This is a genomic window from Pedobacter sp. GW460-11-11-14-TSB4, from assembly GCF_059423705.1.
The window spans coordinates 42,102-68,062 of record NZ_JBWKYI010000019.1 but is presented as its reverse complement, the minus strand read 5'-3'; the positions used below and the strand labels follow the sequence as shown (position 1 = coordinate 68,062).

The 25,961-nt window shown below is 38.0% G+C and carries 29 protein-coding genes; 10 read left to right on the top strand and 19 right to left on the bottom strand.

The window, feature by feature from the left end; genetic code table 11:
* Positions 1–212, bottom strand: a 212-nt coding sequence (locus AC07YT_RS17535) for an endonuclease domain-containing protein (protein WP_494945438.1), incomplete at its 3' end; no start/stop codon positions are given.
* 338 nt (positions 213–550) lie between these two features.
* Here AC07YT_RS17535 and AC07YT_RS17530 point away from each other — a divergent pair.
* Positions 551–994: a DUF4395 domain-containing protein gene (locus tag AC07YT_RS17530; RefSeq protein WP_086545233.1), complete on the top strand. Its 444-nt coding sequence runs from the start codon at positions 551–553 to the stop codon at positions 992–994.
* A gap of 1 nt (position 995) precedes the next feature.
* Here AC07YT_RS17530 and AC07YT_RS17525 read toward each other — a convergent pair whose 3' ends face one another.
* The 5 genes from AC07YT_RS17525 to AC07YT_RS17505 form a co-directional block, all read right to left on the bottom strand.
* Positions 996–2,030, bottom strand: a complete 1,035-nt coding sequence (locus AC07YT_RS17525) for an LLM class flavin-dependent oxidoreductase (protein ID WP_494945437.1) — start codon at positions 2,028–2,030, stop codon at positions 996–998.
* Positions 2,031–2,107: 77 nt separating this feature from the next.
* On the bottom strand, positions 2,108–2,542 hold the full coding sequence (locus tag AC07YT_RS17520; RefSeq protein WP_086545235.1) for a hypothetical protein: 435 nt from the start codon (positions 2,540–2,542) through the stop codon (positions 2,108–2,110).
* A gap of 98 nt (positions 2,543–2,640) precedes the next feature.
* The gene (locus AC07YT_RS17515; RefSeq protein ID WP_086545236.1) at positions 2,641–3,150 is read right to left on the bottom strand and encodes a 2'-5' RNA ligase family protein; all 510 of its coding nucleotides are present in this window, start codon (positions 3,148–3,150) and stop codon (positions 2,641–2,643) included.
* A gap of 380 nt (positions 3,151–3,530) precedes the next feature.
* On the bottom strand, positions 3,531–5,387 hold the full coding sequence (dnaK, locus tag AC07YT_RS17510) for a molecular chaperone DnaK (protein WP_494945436.1): 1,857 nt from the start codon (positions 5,385–5,387) through the stop codon (positions 3,531–3,533).
* Positions 5,388–5,896: 509 nt separating this feature from the next.
* Positions 5,897–7,132, bottom strand: coding sequence for a glycosyltransferase (locus tag AC07YT_RS17505; protein WP_086545238.1), 1,236 nt, complete (start codon positions 7,130–7,132; stop codon positions 5,897–5,899).
* Between the two features lie 154 nt (positions 7,133–7,286).
* Between AC07YT_RS17505 and AC07YT_RS17500 the strand changes: the two genes are divergently transcribed.
* Positions 7,287–7,868 carry a MiaE family protein gene (locus tag AC07YT_RS17500; protein ID WP_025143164.1) on the top strand — a complete coding sequence of 194 codons (582 nt, stop codon included), beginning with the start codon at positions 7,287–7,289 and terminating at the stop codon, positions 7,866–7,868.
* Between the two features lie 45 nt (positions 7,869–7,913).
* Here the strand turns inward: AC07YT_RS17500 and AC07YT_RS17495 are convergent, their stop codons facing one another.
* The 3 genes from AC07YT_RS17495 to AC07YT_RS17485 are packed head-to-tail and all read right to left on the bottom strand — an operon-like array spanning position 7,914 to position 10,820.
* Positions 7,914–9,050 carry a DUF3810 domain-containing protein gene (locus AC07YT_RS17495; protein WP_086545239.1) on the bottom strand — a complete coding sequence of 379 codons (1,137 nt, stop codon included), beginning with the start codon at positions 9,048–9,050 and terminating at the stop codon, positions 7,914–7,916.
* Between the two features lies 1 nt (position 9,051).
* Positions 9,052–9,432 carry a hypothetical protein gene (locus tag AC07YT_RS17490; RefSeq protein WP_086545240.1) on the bottom strand — a complete coding sequence of 127 codons (381 nt, stop codon included), beginning with the start codon at positions 9,430–9,432 and terminating at the stop codon, positions 9,052–9,054.
* A 53-nt stretch (positions 9,433–9,485) separates the two neighbouring features.
* Positions 9,486–10,820 carry a dihydroorotase gene (locus AC07YT_RS17485; RefSeq protein WP_086545241.1) on the bottom strand — a complete coding sequence of 445 codons (1,335 nt, stop codon included), beginning with the start codon at positions 10,818–10,820 and terminating at the stop codon, positions 9,486–9,488.
* 327 nt (positions 10,821–11,147) lie between these two features.
* On the opposite strand from AC07YT_RS17485, the gene AC07YT_RS17480 reads away from it, so the two are divergent.
* The 4 genes from AC07YT_RS17480 to AC07YT_RS17465 all read left to right on the top strand — a co-directional run bounded on the left by AC07YT_RS17480 (position 11,148) and on the right by AC07YT_RS17465 (position 13,809).
* Entirely contained in the window at positions 11,148–12,494 is a 1,347-nt protein-coding gene (locus AC07YT_RS17480; RefSeq protein ID WP_086545242.1) for a DEAD/DEAH box helicase, read from the top strand.
* Complete coding sequence (locus AC07YT_RS17475) at positions 12,494–12,763, top strand: hypothetical protein (RefSeq protein WP_086545243.1); 270 nt, start codon at positions 12,494–12,496, stop codon at positions 12,761–12,763. Before AC07YT_RS17480 ends, AC07YT_RS17475 begins: the two co-directional genes overlap by 1 nt.
* A gap of 143 nt (positions 12,764–12,906) precedes the next feature.
* On the top strand, positions 12,907–13,242 hold the full coding sequence (gene gldC, locus AC07YT_RS17470) for a gliding motility protein GldC (RefSeq protein WP_057932380.1): 336 nt from the start codon (positions 12,907–12,909) through the stop codon (positions 13,240–13,242).
* 168 nt (positions 13,243–13,410) lie between these two features.
* Positions 13,411–13,809, top strand: coding sequence for a hypothetical protein (locus AC07YT_RS17465; RefSeq protein WP_086545244.1), 399 nt, complete (start codon positions 13,411–13,413; stop codon positions 13,807–13,809).
* Here the strand turns inward: AC07YT_RS17465 and AC07YT_RS17460 are convergent.
* The 10 genes from AC07YT_RS17460 to AC07YT_RS17415 all read right to left on the bottom strand — a co-directional run bounded on the left by AC07YT_RS17460 (position 13,806) and on the right by AC07YT_RS17415 (position 21,597).
* Complete coding sequence (locus tag AC07YT_RS17460; RefSeq protein ID WP_494945435.1) at positions 13,806–14,267, bottom strand: lipocalin family protein; 462 nt, start codon at positions 14,265–14,267, stop codon at positions 13,806–13,808. The genes AC07YT_RS17465 and AC07YT_RS17460 overlap by 4 nt on opposite strands.
* Positions 14,268–14,366: 99 nt before the next feature.
* Complete coding sequence (locus AC07YT_RS17455) at positions 14,367–15,431, bottom strand: hypothetical protein (RefSeq protein ID WP_086545246.1); 1,065 nt, start codon at positions 15,429–15,431, stop codon at positions 14,367–14,369.
* Positions 15,418–17,073 carry an NAD(P)-binding protein gene (locus AC07YT_RS17450; RefSeq protein WP_086545247.1) on the bottom strand — a complete coding sequence of 552 codons (1,656 nt, stop codon included), beginning with the start codon at positions 17,071–17,073 and terminating at the stop codon, positions 15,418–15,420. Before AC07YT_RS17450 ends, AC07YT_RS17455 begins: the two co-directional genes overlap by 14 nt.
* Complete coding sequence (locus tag AC07YT_RS17445) at positions 17,051–18,562, bottom strand: polyamine aminopropyltransferase (RefSeq protein ID WP_086545248.1); 1,512 nt, start codon at positions 18,560–18,562, stop codon at positions 17,051–17,053. The genes AC07YT_RS17450 and AC07YT_RS17445 overlap by 23 nt, the downstream gene beginning before the upstream one ends.
* Position 18,563: 1 nt before the next feature.
* Positions 18,564–18,788 carry a DUF350 domain-containing protein gene (locus AC07YT_RS17440; protein ID WP_086545249.1) on the bottom strand — a complete coding sequence of 75 codons (225 nt, stop codon included), beginning with the start codon at positions 18,786–18,788 and terminating at the stop codon, positions 18,564–18,566.
* Between the two features lie 7 nt (positions 18,789–18,795).
* Complete coding sequence (locus AC07YT_RS17435) at positions 18,796–18,969, bottom strand: hypothetical protein (RefSeq protein WP_494945434.1); 174 nt, start codon at positions 18,967–18,969, stop codon at positions 18,796–18,798.
* Positions 18,970–20,124 (bottom strand): DUF4178 domain-containing protein, encoded by a 1,155-nt coding sequence (locus AC07YT_RS17430; RefSeq protein ID WP_494945433.1) that lies wholly within the window; start codon positions 20,122–20,124, stop codon positions 18,970–18,972.
* 158 nt (positions 20,125–20,282) lie between these two features.
* Positions 20,283–20,636 (bottom strand): S-adenosylmethionine decarboxylase family protein, encoded by a 354-nt coding sequence (locus tag AC07YT_RS17425; RefSeq protein ID WP_086545251.1) that lies wholly within the window; start codon positions 20,634–20,636, stop codon positions 20,283–20,285.
* Between the two features lie 65 nt (positions 20,637–20,701).
* Positions 20,702–21,097, bottom strand: coding sequence for a cupin domain-containing protein (locus AC07YT_RS17420; RefSeq protein ID WP_086545252.1), 396 nt, complete (start codon positions 21,095–21,097; stop codon positions 20,702–20,704).
* 20 nt (positions 21,098–21,117) lie between these two features.
* Complete coding sequence (locus AC07YT_RS17415; RefSeq protein WP_086545253.1) at positions 21,118–21,597, bottom strand: methylated-DNA--[protein]-cysteine S-methyltransferase; 480 nt, start codon at positions 21,595–21,597, stop codon at positions 21,118–21,120.
* A gap of 187 nt (positions 21,598–21,784) precedes the next feature.
* Here AC07YT_RS17415 and AC07YT_RS17410 point away from each other — a divergent pair, with 187 nt between their 5' ends.
* From AC07YT_RS17410 to AC07YT_RS17395, 4 genes are all read left to right on the top strand, one after another.
* Positions 21,785–22,450: a heme exporter protein CcmB gene (locus tag AC07YT_RS17410; protein ID WP_086545254.1), complete on the top strand. Its 666-nt coding sequence runs from the start codon at positions 21,785–21,787 to the stop codon at positions 22,448–22,450.
* A gap of 82 nt (positions 22,451–22,532) precedes the next feature.
* Positions 22,533–23,195 (top strand): cytochrome c biogenesis protein CcsA, encoded by a 663-nt coding sequence (gene ccsA, locus AC07YT_RS17405; protein ID WP_086545255.1) that lies wholly within the window; start codon positions 22,533–22,535, stop codon positions 23,193–23,195.
* A gap of 1 nt (position 23,196) precedes the next feature.
* A complete protein-coding gene (locus tag AC07YT_RS17400; RefSeq protein WP_478358855.1) occupies positions 23,197–23,415 on the top strand; it encodes a CcmD family protein in 219 nt (72 codons plus the stop codon).
* A 662-nt stretch (positions 23,416–24,077) separates the two neighbouring features.
* On the top strand, positions 24,078–25,499 hold the full coding sequence (locus tag AC07YT_RS17395) for a Glu/Leu/Phe/Val family dehydrogenase (RefSeq protein ID WP_057932370.1): 1,422 nt from the start codon (positions 24,078–24,080) through the stop codon (positions 25,497–25,499).
* Positions 25,500–25,961 lie beyond the last annotated feature (462 nt).

Below are 25,961 nucleotides of genomic sequence, written 5' to 3'. Positions count from 1 at the left end.
TTATGACTATCACCATCAACTTCAATAGCCAGTTTTTCTGAAGGGCAGTAAAAATCCAAAATATAATTTCCGACACTATGTTGGCGCCTGAATTTTTTGCCATCAAGTTTAGAATTTTGAAGATATTTCCACATGGTTGCCTCAGCAGGCGTAAGATTGTTCCTTAATTCCTTTCTATAATTTTTCAGGTATTTGATGTTATGGATCACCATGATTCAATATAACTATTTTTAAACTAATTTTTTGCTCGCTTACCACCCCTTGCCCCTCCTAAAACAGGAGGGGAGTAGGAAGTGCTGAGGCAAAGGTTAGTTCCTGTTGTTGGCGTTTGTAATTTGAATCCTTTGGCTATACATTTTAATAGATGAAATAACTCTACTCTTTATTATAAGGATGTGCTGGTTAGGTGTTAGTATGAACCTTTTGCTGCGTATAATCTTAGTAGATAAATCAACTCCCCTCCTTATTTTCAAGGAGGGCTTGGGGGTGGTTTTTTGTTGGATTGTATAGACATTAAATTAATTCGCTAATTTTACGGCAAATTTAGCCCATGGAATTATCTTGCCCGGTATCAGCAGAAAGAGTAAATGAAAATGTAGTGCGGATTATTGCCTTTATGGTCGCAGTAATTGCAATTGCTTGTGTTGTGTTTTCAAATTATTGGGCAATTGTTTTTCTGATCTTTGATTTTGCTTTAAGGGCATTTACATCGGGCAAATTGAGTTTGTTGAAATTTATCGCCGTTAAAATAGCCAATGCATTTTCACTTTCGCCGAAAATGAAAGACCTGGCCCCAAAAAAGTTCGCGGCAACCTTAGGCTTTGGATTTTGCCTTTTGATTACCGCGGTATTTTTATTCAATTATTATAATGCAGCGTTGATTTTTACTTCCATCATGACCATTTTCGCTTTGTTAGAAAGTTTATTTGCCATCTGTGTAGGTTGTTATATCTATTCTTTTTTACAGGTTTTCGCAAAAAAAGACAACGCTTAATTTATTGCTTTAAAGCTTCGCGTACTTTGGGTGCAATCTTGCTTCCGAATAACTCAATTGATTTCATCAAAGCTGCATGCGATGGACCACCTACATCCATGTGTGCAGAGAAACGCGTTAAACCAAAGGTTTCTTCCATGGCTAAAATCTTCTCCACCGATTCGTTTACATCGCCAATAATTAACGCACCGCTACTGCTCCGGCCAGCATCGAACTGATTGCGTTGATAAGGTGCCCAGCCGCGCGATTTGCCAATTCTGTTCATCTGTGCCGAATAAAGCGGGTAATAGTAATCGGCAACTTCACTGCTGTTTTCGCCAAATAAAGAATGCATGTGAACGCCAACTTCAAATTTATCCATATCATGTCCGTAAGCCTGATAAACTTTTTTATAGTAATCGAAAAGGGGCTTAAACTGTATGGGTTGACCGCCAATAATGGCAAACATTACCGGCAAACCTAATCTGCCAGCACGTTCTACTGATTCTGGTGTTCCACCAACGGCCACCCATATTTTTAAATTGTCATTTATAGCTCTTGGTAATACTTCCTGGTTATTCAATTCTGGCCTGAATTTGCCTTTCCAGGTGATTTTAGGTGCTGCATTTATTTTAAGGAGTAAATCTAACTTCTCTTCGTAAAGCTCGTCGTAATCTTGGAGGTTGTAGCCAAACAGGGGAAACGACTCAATAAAACTTCCCCGGCCAGCCATTAATTCGGCCCTGCCATTCGAAATTAAATCTATTGTGGCAAAATTTTGATACAATTTAACCGGATCGGAAGAACTTAAAACCGAAACGGCACTGCTTAGTTTAATATTTTTGGTTACGGTGGCTGCTGCAGCCAATATAATTTCAGGGCTCGATACCGCATAGTCAGGGCGATGATGTTCGCCAATGCCATAAAAATCTAAACCAACTTCGTCCATTAGTTTTATTTCTGCTATAATTTCCTGAAGTCTTTGCTGAGCGGGTTGAATTTCTCCCTTTGCATTGATCTGCAAATCGCCAAACATACCGATACCTAATTCCATCATGATAAATAATTTTAACAAAGTTAAGGGATATGGGCTAAGCCATTTTTGATGTATGGTAAGAAAAGTGAAGAAAATTATTAGTCGGTAAATTTTCCCAGCGTGGTTAAAATGGTTTTTAGCTCATGATTGGAATAATCGAAGTTTGTGGATTCGATTTTAAACTTTTTGCCATTTTGTAAAACAATACTAATGGAAGAATATCTTCTGCGTCCAAATGACTCATCATCAATAGCTTCTATTGTTTTAATTTCAGTCCACTTAAATTTCCCTAGTTTTAATAAGGTGATTTCATTTTCATCCGCTATGATGGCGTATTCCTCTTGCTTAGCTATTAAGTTTTTAAAAAAGAAAATTAGAAAGACAACCGGTATCGACATTGTAATTAATGTTGATTGAAGATAACTCAGGTCAAAGATAAATGTGAGATTAACTAAAAATAATGGGAACAAACCAAAAACATAAAGTAATGGTACTAAATTGCTGTTGTCTTTAACTTTTATCGATTTAATCATAAGAAATGATCGTTATTTTTACAGCTTCATCTAAATAAATGCATTATAAACACCATCTTCTTACTTATTCTTGAGTGTATCGAGGGTTTCTGGCTTGTTTATGGGGTTGTTGTAATAGGAAAACTATTAATTAATTTCCAGGGGCTTTCGTCTACTTGTTCAATCAAAGTTATCTCATTAAAACTTATTTCATGAGGTAATTTATAATTTTTTATCTGTTTGAAAATTTCATCAGTACACTGCGAATTTCTAGGGTGCATGAGCGTAATGTGAGGCAGCTGGAATCGTGGTGGGCTGATTATTCCTTTTAAGATAGAAGCCCTTAATTGGTCGAAATCATGATTATGGTTTTTACCGGGAATAAACACACCTTGCCCATTTTGGAACCGTTGAACAGCTTGAAGCTTAATTTTGATGGGATTGTTAAGTTTAATCGACACTATATTCGTTATAACCTTTTCCAACGCTTCAATTTCATCTTCCCTGCACAAAGTAATGTGGGCCGGAATTAAATGGTATTGAATGGGATTATACTCTGCCCTGATCTTCTCGATATTTTCGTTTTGTTCGGTGAGAAATAATGTAAGCTGGCGTCTGATTTTAGGCATAACCGAAGATAAAGTGAGCTGAACTGTTAATTTCCTAATTTAAGTATTCATTCTGATTTGAAAACGAAAGTTCTGTAGTTGTTGGCCTTTATAACCGAACGGTTAGCTCCTGATATGGTGCCAAAAGAATCCCAACTTGGTTACTAAAGCAATTGTAGTGGTTCTCATTTGTCACCAGAAGGAACAGAACTTTAGGAACCGATAAGCATTGGTATTGCTTTCCAAATAAAGAAAATGTATCGATCCTAATGGCAGGAAAGATTCTGAGACAAGCTCAGAATGACGTATCTGTAGAAACAAGTTCAGCATGACGATCTCTGGCCCAAAACTAACAACTGGTAACTGTAGCAATAAACTGGCAATTGAAAACTGCCAACCAGTTACTCGATCTTCTTTCCCTTCATGGCCGTAGAAATCGCTGCATCCATTACACGCTCAGCAAAGGGACGCGTAAATTCGTTCAGTTCATCTGCTCTTTTCAGAATGGTATCTTTTTCCTGCGTAGCTAAAGCGGTTCTGAGCGCTTCTATATGTACTTTGGTTTCTGCAATTTCGGTTTCTGTTAAATGCTCAGCATGTTTTTCGATAAAACGTTCGGCGGTGTAAAGCAATTGTTCGCCCTCGCTTCTCGCTTCAATAAGCATACGTTGTTCTACATCACTTTTAGCATGTTCTATACTATCCAGGAGCATTTTCTCCACGGTATCGTCACTTAAGCCATAACTTGGTGTAATTTCGATCTCCTGTTTAACGCCAGAGCGTAATTCTATCGCCTGAACGGTTAAAATTCCGTCGGCATTCAATAAAAAATTAATGTCTACTTTCGGCAAACCGGCAGGCATTGCAGGAATTCCCTTTAAGTCGAACTCGGCCAATTTTCTATTTTCTTTCACTAAATCGCGCTCGCCCTGATAAACAGAAATTTTCATATTTACCTGTCCATCTATTGAAGTGGTGTACTGGCGACCCGCTTTAGTTGGTACTTTGCTGTTGCGGGCAATAATTACATCCATCAGGCCACCCATGGTTTCGATACCCAAAGAAAGAGGGGTTACGTCTAACAACAAGATATCAGAGCGGTTTCCGGCCAGAACATCAGCCTGAATTGCTGCACCAAGTGCTACCACCTCATCAGGATTGATATTATCCTGTGGTTTTTTGCCGAAGAAATTTTCTACCGCCTGTTTTACATAAGGCGTACGGGTAGAGCCACCCACTAAAATCACTTCGTCTATATCGCTTGCCGATAGATCAGCATCGCTTAATGCATTTTTACATGCGGTTATGGTTTCTTCAACTTTTGCCGAAATTAACTGCTCAAAGGTTTGTTTATCCAATGTGCACCAGATTTCGCCAACCTGCTCGTTATATAAATTTTGGGTAGATAATGCTTTTTTAGCAGCCTCAGCTTGTAGGCGTAAGGTTTGCATCAAAATATTGTCTTGGGCAACTACGGCTACATCGAGGTTGTTTTTCTCCAGCCAGTAATTTAAAATGGCCCGGTCAAAATCGTCACCACCTAAATAGGTATTGCCGTTGGTCGCCAACACTTCAAATATTCCGTTCTGGATCTGTAAAATAGAAACATCAAATGTTCCACCGCCTAAATCGTAAACTGCAATGGTTTTTTGTTGTGTTGGATCTAAACCAATTCCGTATGCCAAACTTGCTGCAGTGGGTTCATTTACAATACGCATCACGTCCAGGCCGGCCAGTTTTCCGGCATCTCTTGTGGCCTGGCGCTGGCTATCATTAAAATATGCCGGAACAGTGATTACCGCTCTGTTGACAGGCGTTTTTAAAGCGTGTTCTGCTCTTGCTTTAAGCTCTTTCAAAATTTCTCCCGATAATTCGATGGGCGTATAAAAGCGGTCGCCGGCATGGATTTTTACCAATGCATCGCTATCGTCGTGTATAATTTTGTAAGAGAAAATATCTTTATGTTCGGCCACATCTTTATAAGAGCGGCCCAGTAATCTTTTTACCGAAAAAATGGTGTTTGAAGGATCGGTGGTTAAAAATTCTTTCGCCTCATTCCCCACAATGGCTTCGTTCTGGTTATTAAAATAAACCACTGATGGTACCAAAATCCCTTTACCTGCATCGTTAATTACCTGCGGATTTTTATCGGGATTGATAAAAGCCACCAAACTATTGGTTGTACCTAAATCTATTCCAACTATAATTTCTTCCTTCTGAAACGAACCTGTAGCAAGGTTAATCGATATTTTTGCCATGGGCACAAAAGTAAGCAAATGTTGTACTAAAATTGTTGAAATGTTGTAAAGTTGAAATGTTAAATAGATTAAATTTGATTTCTTTCAAATACGGTTAGTATTAGGTAATGAACGCTCCGGTAATTCTTTGGTTGCAGCAGCCCTGCTGTCCCTCCCGCCGATTGAAGGATCGGCTCCGTACCATCAGGTTTATTTAACGAGGGTGCTGTTACCCGAGCGAAATTCGTCACAGATAAAATTTACTCCCGAATCTATACTAATGTTATGTTCAATATAAAAAGGCGCATATAATGTCCAGTAAATTCTGCAGAAAAGCGCTGATTTGTCATTGTATGCTGCGTTAATCTGTGTGATCAGCGGGAAATGAATAGCCACTATAAAATTAACTTATCACTAGTGGTCTTTGAGACACAGACCACGGAATCAGAATCTATACTAATTTCTTCTTCAAGCCACTATACTTCGGACCTCAGACTCCCGACTTCGGACTCTCGACTAAAGACTCCGGACTACTTTTTATTCTTCTCTTCGATCCACAAACTCATGTATTTGGTGCTCTGTACCGTGTGATGATTTAGGATTTGTCCGAAAAAGTTATTTTGTCGGTGTGTAATTAAATTTGAAGCCAATCTTTCAACTTCTTTAATAAATGGATCGGCAAAATATTTTGCTGAATACCTTTGGTTAATAATCTGTACGCCATTTTGCTGTGCCATTTGCCATGTATTTTTATCCTGATAGAGTTTTACAGCTTCTTCGATAAAAAGGTCCAGATCATCTTCGATACTGCCGTTCCAATCTAAATCTCCTTTCATGGCTTCTGCACCAACGGATGTGGTAACCGACGGCGTACCCACCTGCATGGCATCAATAAATTTACCTTTTACACCCGCGCCAAACTGAATGGGGGCAAGTAATATTCGATGTTTAGCAATGGTATCTTTGGCATCTAGAGCCCTTCCCTTAATTAAAAACTTTTCGTTTTTGTTATCCAACTGCAACACTTTTTGCGATGCATAAGATCCGTATACATTTAAATTAACATTTGGAAGCCTTTTTCTGAGTGTAGGCCAGATTTTGGTTTTTAAAACCTGTACGGTGTTCCAGTTGGGTTCGTGAAGGAAATTGCCAATGAAAACAAAATCTGCCCGATCTTCAAAAGGGATCCAGTTTTCGATCGCCTGCTGATCGATTTCGTTTTCCAGAAAGGGTAAATAATAAATCAGCGACGAATCAATTTTGAACTGCGTTTTCAGGATATTCATTTCCACTTCAGAAATGATCAAAGATAAATCGCAGCGTAAAATGGAAGCAATTTCTCTCTTCGCCGTATCCGAGAATAAATCTAAGGCTTGTTTCTTCTTGTCGCTTTGCTGGCGGGCACTCCTCAGGCAGTGTAAATCTTCAGTATCTAAAATTCTAAGGGCATTTGGGCATTCCTGCTGAACCCTCCAGCCATATTGTTCTTCTACCATAAAACGGTCGAACAGCACTATTTCCGGATTTAATTCTTTCAGAAATACGTTGAAGCTTTCGTCGTTCAGTTTGATTTGTTGTTCAACAACGCTAGTCTTACTAAAATCAAAACTGAAATCGCTTTTTGATGCTGCCGATGCAAATGTGATTTGATAACCTTCAGACAGAAATAGATCAACCAACTGGACCATCCTTGTACCGGCTGCCGATGAAGTGGGCTCGGGCCAGACAAATCCAATAATCAATAATTTCTTAACACTTGTATTCATTTACCTGCAAAATAAGTTCTTTTTTTTCGGCTCCCGCAGATAAATCTGATTTTCGTGGAGTGAAATGTAAAACCTGCATCATCTTTTAAATCTGCGGGAGATATTAAACGTATCTGAAATATTCCTAATTTTGCAGTTCAATTACAAGCACTACATGTTAGGATTAAAATTATTGACAGACCCACGTTGGGCAAATATTGCGGAATCGAATTTAGAAGAAATTTTATCTGACCATGCCTGGTGCGAACAAAAAGCGGCAACCAATGCCATTACGTTAATCACTCAAAACTCTGAACATCAGGATCTGGTAGATGAATTAACTGCGATTGCCATTGAAGAGATGCAACATTTCCAGATGGTTATTGAAATTATAAAAAAACGTGGTTATACCTTAAGCCGCGAGCGGAAAGATGATTATGTAGGCCGTTTGGTGAAATTCAGTAAAAAAGACGGAAGCCGCAATATGGCTTTTATTGACAGGTTATTGTTTGCGGCAATGATTGAAGCCAGAAGTTGTGAGCGTTTCAGGGTGCTTTCGTTAAATATAAAAGATCAGGAACTGGCTAAATTTTATCATGAGCTAATGGTTTCTGAAGCCGGACATTATACTACATTTTTAAATTTTGCCCGTAAATATAGTACCGATGTGGATGTAGATAAACGCTGGAAGGAATGGTTAGATTTTGAAGGAGAACTGATCCAGAGTTTCGGAACGAGAGAAGCGATACACGGATAATTCAGTTTGCAATTTTCAGTTTTTCATAACCAACTGAAAACATGATTAATTGCGTTGAAGATCTTTAGTGATCCAATTTTCTGATGAACCTCGGGATAAGCTTTTTTCTAAATCTTTTTTATGGTAGTTGTATAACCAGAGTACAATATCCTGATAGCTGTTAATTCCTTTTTTCTGGTTGTTTAGTTTCAATAACCGATCAAAAGCTACGCTCATATATTTCGACATATCGGAATTATTTTTTAGCCAGAATTGGTTTTCGGTTTTAAAATCTGCTAATACTGTAGGAGCAATGCGCTCAAAAATCATTTGGTAATCGTTTGGGGATTTTACTCTGATTTCCCACAAAATACTGCGGAACATACAATAATAACCCGCATATTGGAAATTGATATCATCGCTTTTGATGGCCGTGATATAGCCTAATAAATTGGCTTCATCTTCTTTTGCAATACCTGTTTGATGTGCAATCTCATGGCAAATGGTAAAAGGTAAAATAAATGGAGGTAGATTCATATTAATGTTAGCCTCTCCACTTAATGGGTTGTAATAACCTTCAATGCCACTTTTTGCTACGTAACCGGCAAATAAACACGGTTTTACGCTGGTTATAGCATAGTTAAAAGCAGTATTCTGTTTAGCTTGTAGTTGATAGCTTAGCGCTGCTGTTTTTGATAGACCCGCAACCGAATATAACTTTGGCCTGCTATTCATACTATCTATCTTAAGCTTTAAGTGCGTAATCCTGATGAGAAAGTATTTTCCTAACGTTACCAGCTGGGCAGTGTTGTATTTTTCGTTGGCTATACCCAGTTTTGTTGCTATTGCTGGTCGCGAGTAGTTTAAGGCCCAGCTTAATTTGAAAACAAGATAAAGTACTAAAATAAGGTTGAGGCATTTAATCCCAATCTGTTTTAAGCTGATTGCTTTTGCCCGATACTTTTTGAAGGTTTTGAAAAAATACCACAATAAATATGCAACCAACAGGATGTAGAGTATATCGCCAATGGCGAAGGGGAAAGGGGAGCTTAAAAACCTTAGCAGTTTAGAAATTAACGGATAGAAGTTGTTGAAATAAATTTTTTCGGTTAAGTTTTCACTTAATCCGATCAGAAAAACTAAAAAAGCGGCTGTTGCAATGATAAACGTTTTAGAACGAACTAACTTTTTAAATGAGATCAAATCACTTGTAGATTATAAAAAACAATAATATGGCAAGCAACAGGAAGAGTAATATTTTTCTGAACCATCGCTGCTGTTCTGCTTTTCTAAGGTATCCATCTTTTTTTAATTCCCAAGAAAAAATAATTTCGATAAAAGTTATCGGCTCAAAGATAAAATCAAAAACTGAGTACGATTCTTTTGCTCTTTTTAATTCTTCTAATTTAACTTTTTGTTTGGACAGGTGTTTGGCCTGTTTGATTTTTGATTCATCAACCTTCCTTAAAATTAGCACTGATTGAGCTTCCTGTAAAGCTGTTTCATTCCATTCATCGGGAGCGCCTACAATTAACAGGAGTTCTTCCGTTGTTCTATCTTTTATGGGTGGGGTGAAAGGGGGCATAACAAGAAATCACCTTAGTTTCTATTGTCGCATATAGGTTAAGCTAAGCAAATCTATCTTGCAAAAGTTAGGCGTTTTCCGATCTGATCGGTCGTGAATTTGCCATTTTGATAAGCTAAATTTCCTGATACGAAAGTGTGGCTAATACTGGCCTGGAAGGTATCTCCATCAAAGGGGCTCCAGCCGCACTTATAGAAATTATTAAGTTTAGTTACTTTCCACGAATCTTTCAGGTTTACCAGGACTAAATCTGCCCAGTAGCCTTCACGGATGAAACCGCGTTTTTCGATATCAAAACAGATAGCCAGATTGTGCGCGGTTTTTTCGACAATTTTCTCCAGAGAGATTTTACCCTGTAGATGCATTTCCAGCAAAGCGGGCAATGCATGTTGCACTAACGGACCACCAGATGGCGCTTGTGAATAAGGCTGCTGTTTTTCTGCCAGTGTATGTGGGGCATGATCTGTTGCAATCACATCGATATAATTTTCAAGAACACCTCTGAGTACGCCTTTTTGATCATCTTCCGTTTTTACTGCAGGGTTCCATTTGATGAAATTTCCTTTCGAAGCATAATCCTGGTCATTAAACCAAAGGTGATGTACGCAAGCCTCAGCCGTAATTTTTTTGTCTTTTAGTGGCGTAATGTTATCAAATAAAGCAATTTCTTTTGCTGTAGAAATGTGGAGGATATGCAGACGCGTTTGATAAGTTTTTGCCAGTTCGACTGCTAGTGATGATGATTTATAACAAGCCTCCGCGCTTCGGATTAAAGGATGCATCTCTATCGTTAAATCTTCACCGTATTTGGCTTTAAATTCGGCCAGATTATGGCGAATGGTCGCTTCATCTTCGCAATGGGTAGCCACCAATATTGGTGCTTTGCTAAAAATGTTTTCTAAAGTTTTTTCGTTATCCACTAGCATATTCCCGGTTGATGAACCCATAAAAACTTTAATGCCGCAAACATTTTTAGGATCGGTTTTTAAAACTTCTTCAATATTGTCGTTACTGGCGCCCATGTAAAAGGAATAATTGGCCAATGAGGTTTGGGCAGCAATTTCGTATTTATCAGCTAATAAATCCTGTGTTAAAGTATTGGGCACAGTGTTGGGCATTTCCATAAAAGAGGTAATCCCGCCAGCTACAGCGGCCATACTTTCGGTAAAAATATCGGCTTTATGGGTTAAACCGGGCTCACGAAAATGGACCTGGTCATCAATCATTCCTGGTAAAAGGTATTGTCCTTCTGCATTAATTTCTTGTGCATCAGGTGCAGACAGATTTTGGCCGATTTTGGCTATCAATCCATCTTTTATCAATACATCGGCAACAATTTTTTGTCCTTCGTTTACAATTGTAGCGGCTTTTATCAGGTAAGTATTCATGGTTTCAAAGGTAGTAATTTAGTGTTAAGTAGCTAGTATCAGGTATCAAGATTTTGATACTGTGGAAAGGGGAAATTGAGTTTTTATGCTAAGTTTTGAGTTAAATAAACCTGATAAAGTGGAAATACTTTTTGGTGCAGGTCTTCGACAAGCTCAGACTGACCATCGCAAAAAGATTGAAACGATAGCAGGACTATCAGAACCGAAGAATTACTGAAATTGTTTTACTCCCAATTCTGATAAAACGAAGCTTCAATTCTGCATGGGATTGAAACCTTCTGCCTTACGCCTTCAAACCCTCAACCTTAATCACTATCTTTGTGCGCTATGGCAAAATCGTTCGAAGAATTTAAGTTAAACAGGCAAATTTTAAATGCAGTTGCCGATGCAGGTTATACCGTTGCCACACCGATACAGGAAAAAGCAATTGCGCCAGTATTATCTGGACAAGATATTTTTGGTATCGCCGAAACCGGTACCGGAAAAACCGCTGCTTTTGTTTTGCCCATTTTAATGCAGTTAAAATATGCTCAGGGCGACAATCCAAGAGCACTTATTTTATCTCCAACGCGCGAACTGGCGATGCAGATTGCAGAACAGGTAAAGTTATTTTCTACCTATACCGATTTACGTTCTTTAGTGATTTTTGGTGGAATAGGTCCGAAAACGCAGAAAGAGCAAATTGCAAAAGGCGTTGATATTTTAATTGCTACGCCCGGAAGATTCCTGGATTTATATTTGGCAGGTGATATTAATACGCAGAGCTTAAAATTTTTGGTGCTGGATGAAGCCGATAAAATGATGGATATGGGTTTTATTGGCTCAATTCACCGGATTTTGGAAATTGTACCGCGTAAACGCCAGAATTTGTTGTTCTCGGCTACAATGAGCGACCTGGTGCAGAAAATTGCCGGCGATTTCTTGAATAATCCGCTTGTGATTGAGGCATCTGCGCAAGCAACCCCTGCTGCAAACGTAACGCAGGCTTTGTATTACGTTCCGAATTTCAAAACGAAAATTAACCTATTGCAGCATTTGCTGAAGAATGATGAGGCTTTTAACCGCCTGATTATTTTCTGTAAAACCAAAACGGTTGCAGATAACATTTACAGTTTTATTGAACGCAGATATGGTGCTGAGCATGTTCGTGTAATCCACGCCAATAAAGGGCAAAATACCAGGATTAACTCTATCAATAGTTTCAAGGAAGGTAATGTCAGGGTTTTAGTGGCTACAGATGTGGCGAGTAGGGGCATTGATGTAAGTGATGTAAGTCATGTAATTAATTTTGATGTGCCGATCATTATCGAAGATTATGTACACCGTATCGGCCGTACCGGTAGGGCTTTTGCCAAAGGTGATGCGATTACCTTTGCCACCGATGCCGAAAAATATTATATCCGCAAGATTGAAAAATTAATCCGCCAATATATTCCTGTCGCCGAAATTCCGGAAGGTGTTTTTATTGATGAAACCCCTTACGAGGAACGTCAACATATTGCGAAGGAAATTGATATGCAGAAACGCAAGGATGATCCTGATTTTAAAGGAGCCTTCCATGAGAAAAAACATGCTGCGGCGATAGAGAAAAAGGTGAGGGAAAAAGCCAAAGCAAAAGCCGGCAAGCAGGTAAAGAGTTTTAAAAAAGGTAAAAAATTCGATAAGAAAAAGTAATGAAGCTAAGGATTACCCCTTTAAATATTGTTACATCGCTCGCTGTGGCATTTCTGGTGGCTAGTATTTTTCAAAGCAAACCGGCTGGTCAGCATTTTGACCTGAGTGCTTTTTACAAATTCATTTTAGGGTGTTTAATTCTGGTTACTTTTATTACCGATTTAATTTTCCGCTTCACTTTAAAAGATATTAAGCGTATTTGGATAATTGAGCTGATTTTCATCTTCATTGCCGCAGTACTCATGTTAATCCTGCAGAAGTTAGCGTAATTAAACCGTAAAAATATCTGTACAATTCTGATCTGTTCAATCTACTCATCTGTGTAATCAAATTAAATAAGCATCTTTGCATCCGGAAAAATTAGTCGGTTTATATCGGAGGAATCTGTTAAATCGATGAAATCAATATGAATATGAAAAAAGCAGAAATAAAAATAACTGTTGAGTTAGACGAAGGAAATAATCCCGATAATATACTTTGGGAGAGTACAGATGCAGGAAATGCTGATAAAGTGCCAGCAAAGGCAATGTTTTTATCAGTTTGGGACCATAATTATAAAAATACTTTAAAGATAGATCTTTGGACAAAAGATATGCCCGTTGACGAGATGAAACGTTTTTTCTACGAAACCTTGCAAACCATGGGCGATAGCTTTTTAAAAGCCACAAATGAAACTTTGATCGTTGAAGATTTACGCGATTATTGTGCCCATTTTGCTGATAAGATGGGGATTATTGAAGGGCAATAGTTCAGTCATTAGTCATTAGTCATTAGTCATTAGTCATTAGTCATTAGTCATTAGTCATTAGTCATTAGTCATTAGTCATTAAAAAATGCCAGACAAGGTAGCGATTAAACCATTACTTCCATTACAAACAATTAACCAATTTATCCAGTTAACCGATTAACCAAAAAGATGTTAGTATTAAATAAATTCAGGGCCTGGTTAGGCATTTTGTTATGCGTTATTGCAGGTTTCTGCCCGATATTAAAAGTGCCGATTAAAGGCAACTGGAACTTGTATCAATCTGATGCACGTTTGTTTATGATTACTTATGCCATTATCGCCATTTCAGTGTTGTTTCTGTTTATTAGAAAAGTAGGGGCATTTAGGTTTATGAGTTTTGTAATGGCTATTTGGTACGTTTTAGCGGTGGTTGCTGTTTATTTTACCGCAAATAATTATACTAAATATGGCTTCGCCAATAAACTTATCGGTAAAGTTGTTCATTTCCAATGGGGATGGATCGTACTTTTAGTTGGCGTAATATTGATGCTTTTTAGTGTTAAACGCGGAGAGAAGATTAGCGCCTAAGCCTTTTCGTGCAACTGAGAGGTGAGTTTTGAAACCTCGTATCCCTTTGCCTTACACCTGGCTACAATTTCATCATGGGTTTTCTTCGGCATAGTCTGATTACGGCTCATGATGAACAAAAATTTGTGATCGGGGTGTCCTACCACCACATAAGAGTAATCATCTGCCAGTTCAATGATCCAGTAATCAACCTTTATCGGCCAAATAAACTGTGCCTGTAACTCTCCTTTATCTCCTTCTTCTGATGGATACATTTTAGAATTCCTGGAATAAACTTTATCATCGCCCGGTTTTTTATAGGTAGTTAAAACATTATAATAACCATCCTTATTCAAAGTGTATTTAGTAGTGGTTTCACGGCTCCCTTTATCAAAAATGGTAGGAATAGAATATAATGAGTACCAGGTTCCCGAATATTTTTTTAAATCTAATTTAGCCACAGGAATATTTTTTTCCATTGGCAGGTGAGTTAAAAAAATAAACAGGAATAAGCAGACCGTTTTCATAATATCAGGAGTTTTGATATGATTTACGAAACGGATAAAAAAACAGATTTTTTAGAATTTATTTTTTGCTTTCCAGATGAAGCCATCGAGCACATAATGTGTAGCTTGTGGTAAAGCTAGAAGTGGAACCAGCAGCGATAATAATTCCGTGTTGGTAACCTGCGGTAAGCCGGAAAAAAGTTTGAAAACCGATTGATGTTCTTTCCATACCAAGCCATCCCAAAGGCCTTCTTCCATGTACGCGAAAAGTACGAGAATCAATAAGAAATATAATATTCCGAATTTTCCGAAACAGAGATCCATGATTTTATTCTTAGCGGTTTGGCCTCCGATTTTTTTCTTTTCAAAAAACCAGACCAATGCCATATACGGAATACCATGCGAAATTACGTTTAAGGTAGTAAAGGCCATATCACCATTAAAATAAACGATACCGAAATACCAGGATAAAAATGTTCCGATTACGATTAAGTTGCGCGGAATATTAATCCACTTTTTGTTAATGATGAATAAAATTTCTTTGACGATATAAATGGCGATAATTAAGATGTACACCATGCTGGAGTATGTTAATAGCATATCGTTCTTAAAAGTAAAGAAATCGCCTTCTACAAACCAGTTGAAATTTCGCCCGCTGTTTAAATGCCAGAAAAGCAAAGGATATAAAGTTGCGGTATAAATGGCAATTTTATCAATAGTTGTTAACAGCCTGGTTGATTTTTCGTTACGGGAATACAGGCGCATAAAGCCATATTGCTGCCTGATAAAATGATAAACGGCCAAATAAGCCAGGATTCTCCAAAACCATAAACCATCAAAACGATAGAGCATAACACCTATAACATAACAGGCCAACGGAATAGAGATGAGCAATGTATACTGCTTTTTGAAATTACCCCGATTAAAATAGGTTCGGTATAAGGTGCTGTAAACATGTGCAACATCAATAAAAACAATTAAAAATACCCAATAGGCTAATGGAATACCTGTTGCGTTTTGAAACTGATCTGGAAAAAGTAAAACCAGCAATAAAGAGAGAAATGCCGGCGATATAATAAAAATAATATCAGTCCATGCCGAGTGAAGCCAGGGTTGGGTTGGTTTATGAGATAACATTTAAAACCTGTTTTGCTGCGTTTACGCCTTGATGAAAAGCTTCTTCAAATATAGAAACCCCACTCAGATCGCTGTGGGCAAAGAAAATTTTATGATCTATTGGTGCTCTGGCTTTTGCCAGGTTTTCACTCCAAACAAAATCTGTTGTAGGTGCAATCATCCCATGCCCCCAAACCCAGAAATCTATATTTTCAATAGCCGCTGTAATTCCCGGATGAATCATTTCCAATTCAGGAACAACAATATCAAGCCATTGTTCGTAACTCCTGGTATATGCAGCTAAGCGTGCAATTGCCGGTTCAAAATCGCACAGCGGCAGATAATAAGTAATTACTTTTTTATTCTCCGTGAGTTTTAAATGCTGCTGGGCCGAATTTACATAGCCAACAGATGCTGTATTATAGGCAACATTATCCCAGCAAAGATTAATACCTTTTGATTCCGGTAATTCGTTGATGGTAATATTTGCGATTAGCCAGGGCGAATAACTAAAAGACTGATAATTTATATGGCGGTTAAAGTTTTGGAGTAAACGGTTGTTTACAAATTGGGGTGCGCATAAAATAATCTTTGCAGCTGTTATTTCTTCGGTGATATTGGCTTGCATATTGAATATGGAAACAGTTATATCTCCATTGGCCAGCGATTTTAAACCATAACATAAGGTTGAGGTTTTGATATGATCTTTAAGCTGACTGGCAAGTTGTTTCATGATCCAGCCATTGCCTTCTGGCCAGGTGATTATGGCATTTTGTTCTGCATTTGCAGCTTTTCCTCTACGCGAAGCAAAATAGTGCAAACCAGCCCAGGCTGATATTTTATCTGTTTTCTGACCATAATCATCTTTGCAGGCATAATTCAAATACCATAGGAGATATTTCGAATCGTATCCTTTTTCTTCGAGATAGGCCTGAAAAGAAATCTTATCCAGTTTTCTGTAATTTGGATCGCTTGATGATGAACTTAACGGAATATTGAACAGGAACTTTCCATCGTTCCCTTTGGTATTTTTTAACTGATCTACCTCCAGTAAAAAACGCTTGATTTGTTCTTTATCGCTTGCAGGGACACCAAAATCTGGCACCAAACCTTCCTGCCACTCGCCATTAATCAGTAACCTTTCCTCCGGATCGAAAGTCAGGTAATAATCGTTGTAGTAGGGGAGTTCGTTTTCGAAGTGGGTGATGACATTAATTTCCTGCAAAAAATCGATAAGCAGATGATCATCATTGTTTGCGACAGTAATATAATGGGCGCCTAGAGGGTATGAGGATATATTATTGGTGCCAAAATAAGAATTTCCACCAGTATGATTTTCCAGTTCCAGAATCTCGAAATCTGTTTCTCCATTCTTTTTTAACCACCTGCCAGCTGATAAACCCGAGATTCCACCGCCGATAATTAGTGTTTTTACCTTTCTTGTTTTACTTGAGGGGGCTAGCTTGATCTTATCGCGTAAAATATGACCAGCTTTTGCATTCGGTCCCTGTAAAGTTCCTTTGATATTGTATTTGGTAGATCTGATTTTTTTATAACAGCTATTCAAAAAAATACCGCCAGTAATCAGGCCTATCCTCAAAAGAAAAGCACGTCGTTTTAAATATGCCGATAAATCATCTTTATAAAACGTTTGCCCACTCATCTTCGAAATATTTCACCAAAATCTGATTATTTAATTTATTTACATCAGTTTCTACCCTTGCCATATCTTTTGGAAAGAAGAGCATCAGGTCTAAACTTTCTTTCGAAACGAACCTTAAACTAGGTAAGTATTGCTGCGGTTTTTTGTAAACATTATCCGGATCGGTAGCCATAATGTAACCCCACTCGCCGAAAGAGGGCACATAATTGTGATACGGAATGGTTTTTAAACCCACACTTTCAAGGGTTTTGTTTACCGTCCAAAAAGATTTTGGCGCAACGTAAGGTGAAGTAGATTGGACAACCATTAAACCTTTAGGAGCAAGTATGCCCTTAACCAGTTTATAAAAAGCGTTGGTATATAACTTGCCAACGGCATAATTTGAAGGGTCTGGGAAATCGATTACAATGAAGTCGAATTTTTTATGCTGTGCTTTAATCCAGCTAAAGGCATCGGCATTAATTACTTTTACCTTAGGCGATAAGAGTGCGTTTTTATTTAAACCTAAAAGAATCTTGTTCGATTGAAAAAGGCTCGTCATCCCTTTGTCCAGGTCTACCAATATTACCGAATCTACATTAGGGTATTTTAGTATTTCCCGAACTGCAAGTCCATCTCCACCGCCCATTACCAGTACATGTTTTGCAAAAGGTAATGCCTGCAGTCCAGGATGTACCAATGCCTCGTGATACCGGTACTCATCATCAGAGCTAAACTGAAGATTTCCGTTTAAGAAAAGTCGTAAAACTTTATTTTTTTTAGTCAGGATTATGCGTTGATAAGGCGTGCTTTTCGAATATATGATGGTATCGCTATAGGTCTGACTTTCGGAGAAACTTGTAATTTTATCTGCATAAACAAAACCTGCCAACAGCAAAATAATACTGATAACGGACGCACTTTGTAAGTATTTGGAAGCCCTGATTTCTTTTTTGAAACTTAAGCATACAATTAAAGCCACTGCCACATTGAGCATCCCGAACAGATAAGCGGTTTTAACCAGTCCTAAATGGGGGATAAGCAGGAGTGGGAAAATGAGTGAGGCCAGTAGCGCGCCGATATAGTCGAATGTAAAAACCTTCGAAACCAGATCTTTAAATTCATAACGATCTTTAAGGATGCGCATCAACAGTGGGATTTCTAAACCCACAAGGATACCGGTCAGACTCACAAAGCCATACAACACAATTCGGAATGAAGCAATGCTTTCAAAAACGAGGAATAAAACCGTTGAGCTAAAACCCCCAACCAGGCCGACTAAAATTTCGATCTGAATAAACCACGAAAGGATATTTTTTTCGAAATACTTAGATATCCACGAGCCTATACCCATAGAAAAAAGGTAAACGCCAATGATGGTGGAGAATTGGGTAACTGAATCGCCAAGTAAATAGCTGGCCAGTGTACCCGCAATCAACTCGTATATAAGCCCGCAGGTTGCAACAACAAAAACAGAAATTAATAAAAGTGCCGGTAGCTTTTTGTTCATGCTAACTATGAATGGCTGAACTTATAATAATTGCTATTGCAATAATAAAAGCTGCAAAAACGATTGCCAATGCTAGATTTTGCTTTTCCAGTATCTCTTTCCAAAGGTTTTCTGGTGTAATTTTTTCAATAATCCAGAAAGCAATAAAAAGAACAATGATGCCCAATACGGAATAAACCAGTGATGCAATAATGTACTTGATGTTAATTAATTCATTTAAACTCATAATGTTCTTATTTATGGTAAAATCTATTTATGTGACCTGAATGACTTTTATTGCCATTAAATTCTGTGTTTTTTTCTGCTTTATCTGGAAAATAAGCATGCCCCTTTAAACCACTGTAGCCATAAAAACCTATAACAGCCAACAATACGATCAGGTAATATTTTATCGGTTTCAAATTCATTTATTCTCCGTTTACAAAAGGTGAAAAATCGCTGTTATTCCATCTTCTTTTTTCATAATCTCGCATTAAAAGCCAGCAGATTGCCGGAAAAATACAAAGCAATAATAGGGTGGTTACCGTATTGCCCCACATGGTTACATTGCTCACCGCTTTGATGTAAAGGTTATTTCTAAATATATCGCCTGATGATGGATACACATTTAAATGGTATTTTCCCTTAGGTATTTCTGATAGTGTAATCGATTCTCTTGTCGAACCCTCCGACCAGCTTTCGCCATCTTCAGTACCGTGATAATATTCGATCCCCTTGCTTACTTCCCAGGTTTTGTTATCGCTTTCATTAACCAATACAATGGTGGTTTCGAGCCAGTTATTATCAACTGCTGATGCAATTTCGAATTCAATATTTGATGATTCATCATCAAGCGTAAAAGATGGCGTAATAAATGATTTGAAAGTATCAGGACCACCTTTCGTATCGTAGACAATTAAAAAATCATCATTGATCAGCTCTTTTTCAGGTTTTACCAGGTTAAACAATAGATGGAAAACCAGGACTAAAACAATAGCTACACCGGATATATTTAACGAGGCTGTCCACCTTTCAAAAGCTTTTGATGGCTGGTTTGCACCAATACCAATTTGCTCGGGTAGGTCGTTTTTATCAATGTTGAATGCATTTGCAATCACTTCAGCATCTAGATATTCGCCAATGTAATAGTCGGTTTGGTGGCTGGTTTTGCCAACCTCCTTTACCACCATAAAAGGCGGGGCGATATACTCGGTAGCTTTAACCTTTTCATTCACTACATCCCAATCCACTTCACCAAGCATAGCGGTGACTACAGGTGTATATCTATTGAAAAGTTTGTACTCCACATCTTTATAACCAATACTTAACCCATACGATATAGGTTCTTTAAAGTCTGGAAGAAAATCTTTGCTGGCAATAAAATTCCAATGCCCATCGAATTCGGATAAGGTAACGTAACCTTTATCATGGCTGGTTAAGATATATTCCCTCCAATGGTAATCCGTTCCTGCTTCTTTTTTTTCGAGATAAGCAATTACCTTGAATGCTGTACCATGAATATTTCCTGTTGAGCCCAGTTTTAATACCAAAACTTTTTCAGGTTGATCTAATTTTCTATTCAACCTTGTTTCTGTCCTGGTAAAAATACGCAGGTAGGAAAAACAAGATGGGCAGACGATGTACTCGCTTTTAGCTGGCTCATAAAGCACAATATCTTGTTTGCAAATCGAACAAGTAATGGTCTCTGATAATTTAAAAAATGATTTTACTGAATTCTCCATTAGCGAACAACTTCAGTTTTTTGTATTTCTATACCCTCAAAAAATTGGAGTACAGCTTCATAAATATCTTTAACCTTTTGGGTATTGTCTTTTTGGTAGTTTGATAAAAAGATATCAAAAGTTGCCAGTTTAAACTCCGGCCATGTATGGATAGACAGATGCGATTCTGTTAAACAGATTACAGCCGTAAAACCCCCATTTGGAAAATCGTGATAAACCTCGCCAACTTTTTCCAGCGTATTTGACTTAATTAAGCTGTTAAATAGTGCTTTACAATCGTGAAAAGAAGAAAGTTGTTCAGTTTTTTCAGACGAGAACTCTGATAAAATATGTAAGCCAGGATTGTAGTTCATTGAGCGTTTGATATCTTCCAAAAATATAAATTATTTTAGATGTAAGAAGATTTTAAGAAGAGAATTTAAAATGGGCTGTCTGCGGTAAAATAATCGTCGGTATCATCTTCCAATGGAATGTAGATTCTTTCCCATTCATTGCCATCAACAACTTCCCAGGTGTGCCCTTCTCCGGCCGTATCATTGGCAATGAGGATAATGCCCGGCTCGATGATAAAAGTATCGCCATTACTTACTGTAAACCGGAGTTTGCCCTTGAGGGTAATTACATATTGACGCCTTGGTGCAGGGTGGGGGATTTTCTCTAAAGTTGATACATCGGTTTGAGCGAAAAAATAATTCGCATTAATATGCTGACGGATTGGGATTGTACCCGTTTCAAAGGCACATTTGTCACCTTCAATATTAATTAAGCGGATGGCTTTTATGTAATTTTTGGTTTCGGCTTGATCTGTATTCATCTGCAAAAAAAAGTATGTTTTTAAAATTTTAATTCGGTTTGTCCTTTTTGGGCAATTTCACGTTCGTGTTGTAGCAGCCATTGTTTACGCCATAAACCACCTGCATAACCAACCAGTTTACCATTACTGCCAATTACCCTATGGCATGGCACTATAATGGCGATATTGTTTTTTCCGTTTGCAGCAGCGATAGCCCGTATGGCTAGTGGATGGTGAGCAGAAAATTTGGCGTAGGAAGTGGTTTCGCCAAAAGGTATGGTTAATAAATGCTGCCAAACCTCCTGTTGAAATTCGGTTCCTTTTTGTTTCATCGGGAAATCGAAATCCTTTAAATCGCCCTTAAAATAATCCTTTAACTGATTGGCTACCTTTACCGTAAGTTCGTTTTCTGGTAATCCTGAGATGTCTTTCTCGGCAAAAGTAACTACATGCACAAATTCATCATCAGCTAAGATGGTTATTTTGCCAACCGGCGATGTTATAACTGATGCGTAGTTCATGTTTTTTTACCCCAGATTTTCACAAATAAACACAGATTTTTTAGTTAAAAGATAACTACTTAAAAAAACAGCTGTATCTAACACTTTTATCGGTTTTCTGTGTTTCTGTGGCTTATCTATAAACAAAATTACAACAATACAACAATTTAAGCGTGCAATATTTATCAATAAAAGTATCTTTGCGGTTATGCAATTGGCCAAAGAGGTTAAATATTTAATTCACAAGGAAGTATTGTTAGAGTGGCGCTCCAAATATACCATTAACGGTGTATTGCTCTATGTGGTTTCGACCATTTTTACCTGTTACCTCTCTTTTGTTAGCCTGGGCGATAAACTAACATGGAATGCCTTATTTTGGATCATCATGCTTTTTGCCTCCATTAATGGCGTATCGAAGAGTTTTTTGCAGGAAACTAAAGGCCAGCAGTTGTATAGTTATATCTTGGCAAGTCCTGCAGCGGTGTTAATCTCTAAAACAGTTTACAATACGCTTCTGATGTTGGTGCTCACCACAATTGCCTTAGGTTTTTATACACTGGTTTTCGATTCTTTTACCCCACCCGATTTAGCAATGTATTACGTTGCCGTGGTGCTGGGCAGTATCAGTTTTTCTACAGTATTTACAATGGTTTCGGCCATAGCAAGTAAAGCTGGTAACGGTGGAATGTTGATGGCGATTTTAAGCTTCCCAATTATTATTCCGGTGCTGATTTTATTAATTAAACTGGCTAAAAATGCTGTTGATGGCTTGCCATGGGAGAATAGTTACGATGAAATAGCGATGTTACTCGTGGTGAATGTACTGATGGTGGCAACGTCTTTATTGTTATTTCCTTACCTTTGGAGGGATTAAAAATGGAAGATGGAAAATGGATGATGGAATGAAAAAGCAACGATTCCCTCAGCCATTCAAAACTCAATAATTAAATAAACGTATGAATAAAACTTGGTGGAAAATTTTAGGTTCAGTTTTGGTGATTTATACTGCGATAGCGGGTTTGTTACTTGGTGTGCCACATCTGGCTATTTTGAACGAAACCATCCGTAATCTGTATTTCCATGTTCCGATGTGGTTTGCCATGATTGTCCTTTTTTCGATCTCTGTTTTTTACAGCGTAAAATCGTTGAGTACCAAAAGTGAAATCGACGATATTAAAGCGGTAGAGAGTGTAAATGCCGGGATTGTTTTTGGTGTTTTAGGTTTAGTAACAGGTGCCATCTGGGCTAAATATACCTGGGGGCAGTTTTGGAGTTTCGATCCTAAACAAAATTTTGCCGCCATTTCCATTTTGCTCTACTTTGCTTACCTTATTTTGCGTAATGCAATAGATGAGGAACAGAAAAGAGCTAAGATTTCGGCCATTTACAATATTTTTGCCTTCCCGATGATGGTGGTATTACTTTTTGTTTTACCCCGGTTAAAAGACTCCCTACACCCGGGTAACGGTGGTAATCCTGGCTTTAACAGTTACGATTTAGATAGCCGCATGCGGATGGTATTTTATCCTGCATGTTTGGGTTGGATATTAATTGGTTACTGGGTTTATACCATCCGTTTCAGAATACGTACTATAGAAAACAAACAACAACATAACTAAAATGAAGAAGATATTTTTCTCCCTGATATTAATGATGACAGCCCTGCAGTTATTTGCGCAGGATAATGGTGTAGAAATGGCTGATAGCCTTCGGAGCAATGGAAAGATATATGTTGTGGTAATCTGTATTGTGATTATCCTTGTCGGTTTGCTGGCCTATCTGTTCTCTATAGATAAGAGATTAAAGAAAATCGAAAAAGAAAACCAAACTGATAAATAATAGCGTAAACAAGAATTTTTGCTAAAATCCTAGTTGATTTTTAAAATGGATAAAAGTGCTATTTTAGAAGGATAAAAGATGCAATTATCGAAATTTATCTTGTTTATCTCGTTGTAATAGAGGTTTTTGCCGATTCAGAAATCCCTAATTAAAAATACAAACCAGTACATAACCAAAATACCTACATCACAGTATTGTTTTTTGGTAATTTATTGATCAAGTTTGGTTAGTTATAAATTAAATCAACGGGACGATTTAGATTAACTTTAAGAAGGTGATCAATACAATTGGTCACTTTTTTTTATGCCTTATTTTTGGTGTAAAACCCGTAATGAACCCAATTTTAAACCCGTTGAATTTTTTCTTTCTTAATTGCGCTTGCAAAACCTGGTTTTAAATATTTTTTTTATACTTTTTTTTAAATCATAATACGCCATAAAAAGCCGGTTAAAACGCTGCTTTAATCAAAGTATTGTTTTGTTATATCTGCCTTTAAATATGTTTAAATATTGTTTTTGTACATTCCCCCAAAACGGTATAAAATGGCCTTAACAGCCAAAATAAGGTGGTGTTTGCTTTACACTAAGTCTTTTTTCATTTGGATATGTGCGGTTTTTTTAGGCAATTTTGCAGCGAAAACTTATTCATAAAAAAAATAAATAATGGCTAATCTAGCAGACGAGAACAAGTTCTTTGCAGATGTTTGTAAGAACTTTGACAGTGCGGCTCAATTCACCAATCATCCAGAAGGTTTATTGAACCAGATTAAAACATGTAATAGTGTGTATCGTTTCCAGTTCCCAATCCGCCGCGGAAACGGTTTTGAAGTAATTGATGCCTGGCGTGTAGAACACTCTCACCACATGAGCCCTACCAAGGGTGGTATCCGTTACAGTGAAATGGTAAACGAAGATGAGGTTATGGCCCTTGCTGCCTTAATGACTTACAAGTGTGCCATTGTTAACGTTCCATTTGGTGGCGCAAAAGGTGGTATTAAAATTAATACTAAACAGTACAGTGTTGCCGAGTTAGAAACCATCACCCGCCGTTATACTACAGAATTAATTAAGAAAAACTTTATTGGCCCCGGTATTGATGTTCCTGCTCCTGATTATGGATCGGGTGAACGCGAAATGAGCTGGATTGCTGATACTTATATGACCATGAATCCTGGTCAGTTAGATGCTCTAGGTTGTGTAACGGGTAAACCAATTGCTTTACATGGTATCCGTGGCCGTAAAGAAGCCACCGGACGTGGTGTTGCCTATGCCGTACGCGAATGTGTAGAAGTGGCAGAAGATATGGCTAAAATTGGTTTTAAAGCTGGTTTAGGCGATAAAAGGGTAATTGTTCAGGGTTTAGGTAATGTGGGTTACCACTCGGCTAAATTCTTAGCAGAATTTGGCGCTACCATTGTAGGTTTATGCGAATTTGAGGGTGCCATTTACAATCCTAACGGATTAAATGTTGATGAAGTTTTTGCACACCGTAAAAACACAGGTTCAATTTTAGGTTTCCCGGGCGCTAAAGACTTTAAAAACTCGATGGAAGGTTTAGAGCAAGATTGCGATATCATTGTTCCTGCTGCTTTAGAAAACCAATTCACTGAGCTTAATATCCGTAATATCAAAGCGAAAATTATTGCTGAAGGTGCAAATGGTCCAACTACACCAGAAGCCGAAACCATATTTACCGAAATGGGTGGTATCATCATTCCTGATATGTATTGTAATGCAGGTGGTGTTACGGTTTCTTATTTCGAATGGTTGAAAAACCTTTCTCACGTGGCTTTTGGTCGTATGGAGAACCGTTATGCAGCCAATTCAAATGCCAATCTAATTAATACTTTAGAAAACTTAACGGGTAAAACGATCCTTCCTGAGCATCGTTTAATGATTGTTAAAGGGGCGTCTGAAATGGAACTGGTAAACTCTGGTTTAGAAGATACCATGATTCATTCTTATCACGAAATCCGCGAAACATTAATGAACAAACCAGCAACCCAAACATTAAGAACAGCTGCTTTTGTAAATTCAATTGATAAAATTGCAGTTTCTTACATGAACCTGGGCGTTTGGCCATAATACTCTTAGCTAGTCATCCTGAGCTTGCCGAAGGATAATGATCTAAATCAAAGCCCTACAGGATTTAAAACTGCAGGGCTTTTTTGTGCCCAAATCATTATTACCATTTAGGTTTGGTGGCTCCGCAGACCAAAGAGAATAAAATTGGCCATTGTCATCCTGGGCCTGTCGAAGGATAATATTGATATTATGAGGTTTCCGTAATTTTTTTTGGAAATGACGGGCCTGTGGTTCTTGGAAGGCGCCAGTCCTGCTTTACGCTTTATCCCGATGAAACCTGTGAAACAAGCAAGCACACCATAAAAAGCAAAAAAAACAGTGCTTTAAATCGGGATGTTCGCTCCAATCAGGTTTAGGAACAAGGGTTTGTGCACCTTGCAACCCGGCAAAAGAAATACTGCCGTGTCTCTTTAGCCCCCTGCCCGAAGCAGGCGGGCGGGTGAAGCGTTACCCTGTAGCAAC